Source organism: Hydrogenophaga sp. 70-12 (assembly GCF_001897365.1).
GTDB lineage: Bacteria > Pseudomonadota > Gammaproteobacteria > Burkholderiales > Burkholderiaceae_C > Hydrogenophaga > Hydrogenophaga borbori.
In genome coordinates this window covers 1-2,808 of record NZ_MKSS01000131.1, presented here as the reverse complement: position 1 = coordinate 2,808, position 2,808 = coordinate 1, and the positions used below count along the sequence as shown (strand labels likewise).

The 2,808-nt window shown below is 73.5% G+C and carries 2 protein-coding genes; one reads left to right on the top strand and one right to left on the bottom strand.

The genetic code is table 11. The annotated features are described in order from the left end of the window. Nucleotides 1–80: 80 nt before the first annotated feature. Complete coding sequence (locus tag BGO22_RS08080) at nucleotides 81–1,091, bottom strand: sodium:calcium antiporter (RefSeq protein WP_286849998.1); 1,011 nt, start codon at nucleotides 1,089–1,091, stop codon at nucleotides 81–83. Nucleotides 1,092–1,266: 175 nt separating this feature from the next. Between BGO22_RS08080 and tkt the strand changes: the two genes are divergently transcribed. Continuing rightward, nucleotides 1,267–2,808 (top strand): transketolase (gene tkt, locus BGO22_RS08075; RefSeq protein WP_286849995.1); only part of this gene is annotated, 1,542 nt, incomplete at its 3' end.

Here is a 2,808-nt window from a genome sequence, read left to right as displayed (position 1 = left end):
CCGGCGGCCAGGAGGATGGCGTGGGCAGGGTGGGCCATGGTGAAGGGGCTAGGCCTCGACTGTAGCCGCCCCGCGGCGGCTCAGCGACCGGCCAGGGCGAACAGGCCGGCCATGCCGACCGCGTAGACCAGCAGCAGCGCCCAACTGTCCGGCCCCATGCCCAGGCGCTTGCGGCGCGGGCGCCACAGCAGGCCGGCCGCGACGACGCCGGTCATCAGCAGGCCCAGGGCGGTGATGTATAGCGTCTCCGCGCTGGCGCCAGGCATCACGGCCTGGCCGGCCAGCGCCGTGGCCAGCACCAGCAGCACGGGCAGCAGGGCGTTGCCGCCCAGGATGTCGCTCACCGCCAGCGCGGGCTCGTCGCGCCGCATGGCCGCCAGGCCGGTGGCGACCTCGGGCAAGGCGGTGGACGCGGCGAGCACGGTGGCGCCGAAGAGCACGCCGTCGATGCCCCAGCGCCGGGCCAAGGCGTCGCCGCTGCGCTCGAGCAGCACGCCGCCGATGAGCGTGAGCAAGGCGCAGGCGGCGAACAGCAGACCGGCGCCGCGCAGGCCGTCCGACGGACGGCGGGTAGGGCGGCGGGGCGCGGCCGAGGGGCGTTGGCTGAGCCGGCGCACCAGCAACAGGCCACCCAGCCAGGCGAAGACGGTCAGCGCGCCGTCCGGCGTGACGCCGAAACGGATGGCGTCGGCCGGCAGCCAGTGGCCCAGCAGCACCAGGGCCAGCAGCGCCACCACCATCAGCGCCTCGGCCAGCGCCTGGGGCGAGGCCACGCGGGTGGACAGCGGCACCGCGCCGCGGTGGCCCACGGCGTCGAACAGCGCCAGCAGCAGGGTCTGGATGGCCACGCCGCCCAGCAGGTTGGCCACGGCCACCTCGACGCGCCCGCCCAGCGCGGCGCTGGCGGTGATGGCGATCTCGGGCAGGTTGGTCACCAGCGCCAGCAACACCAGCCCGCCCATCTCGTCGCCCCAGCCGAAGGCCTGGTCCAGTCGGTCGGTGGCCTGGGTGAGCCGCACGCCGGCCCACCACACGACCAGCGCCGCGCCGGCGAAGATCGCCAGCAGCGCGGGGGAAGGCAGATCGGTCATGGGCTCGGGTGGGCGGTGGCGGCCATCGTACGGTGGGCCGCGCGCCCGGCCGCCAGGGCCGATACCCCCCGCGCGAGCGGCCGGCGCGGGCCCAGTCGCTAAAATCCGGGGTTTTCCCCAGGCTGGGCGGCGCGCGACGCGCCCACGCCGCGCCCCCACCCCACCCGAGGTCTTCATGAGCGACTCCGCCGGCGTCACCGTCTCTCCCCTGGTCATGGCCAACGCCATCCGCGCTCTGGCGATGGACGCCGTGCAGGCCGCCAACTCCGGCCACCCCGGCGCACCCATGGGCATGGCCGACATGGCCGTCGCGCTCTGGGGCCGCCACCTCAAGCACAACCCGGTGAACCCGCACTGGGCCGACCGCGACCGCTTCGTGCTGTCCAACGGGCACGGCTCCATGCTCATCTACTCGCTGCTGCACCTCACGGGCTACGCGCTGCCCCTGCAGGAGCTGAAACATTTCCGCCAGCTGCACAGCAAGACCGCCGGCCACCCCGAGGTGGGTATCACGCCCGGCGTGGAAACCACCACCGGCCCGCTGGGCCAGGGCATCACCAACGCCGTGGGCATGGCCCTGGCCGAGAAGCTGCTGGCCGCCGAGTTCAACCGCCCCGGCCACACCGTCGTCGACCACCACACCTACGTGTTCCTGGGCGACGGCTGCCTCATGGAGGGCATCAGCCACGAGGCCGTGGCCCTGGCCGGCGCCTGGAAACTCAACAAGCTCATCGCGCTGTACGACGACAACGGCATCTCCATCGACGGCAAGGTCACGCCCTGGTTCATCGACAACACCGCCCTGCGCTTCGTGGCCTGCGGCTGGAACGTCATCGGCCCCATCGACGGCCACGACGCGGACGCGGTGGACCAGGCCATCGCCCAGGCGCGCCGCCACCCCGAGCAGCCCACGCTGATCGTCTGCAAGACGCACATCGGCAAGGGCAGCCCGAACCGCGCCAACACCGCGAAGGCGCACGGCGAGCCGCTGGGCGCCGAGGAAATCCAGCTCACGCGCGAGGCCCTGGGCTGGCCGCACGCGCCCTTCGTGGTGCCCGACGAGGTCTACGCCGCCTGGGACGCGAAAGCCGCCGGCGCCGAGGCCGAGGCCGACTGGACCGCGCGCTTTCGCGCCTACCGCGCCGCCCACCCCGAGCTGGCCGCCGAGTTCGAGCGCCGCATGAAGGGCGAGCTGCCGAAGGACTTCGCCGCGCTGGCCGCCGCCGCGGCCCGCCAGGCCCACGCCAAGGCCGAGACCGTGGCCAGCCGCAAGGCCAGCCAGCTCGCGCTGGAGCACTTCACCGCCGCGCTGCCCGAACTGCTGGGCGGCAGCGCCGACCTCACCGGCTCCAACCTCACCAATACCAAATCCACGCCGCCGCTGCGCCTGGACATCGCCGGCAACGTGGTGCGCGACGAGGCCGGCCGCCTGGGCCGCCACATCAACTATGGCGTGCGCGAGTTCGGCATGGCCGCCATCATGAACGGCGTGGCCCTGCACGGTGGCTACATCCCCTACGGCGGCACCTTCCTCACCTTCAGCGACTACTCGCGCAACGCCATTCGCATGGCCGCGCTGATGAAGCAGCGCGTGGTCCACGTCTTCACGCACGACTCCATCGGCCTGGGCGAGGACGGCCCCACGCACCAGTCGATCGAGCACGCCGCCAGCCTGCGCCTGATCCCGGGCCTGGACGTCTGGCGCCCCGCCGACACC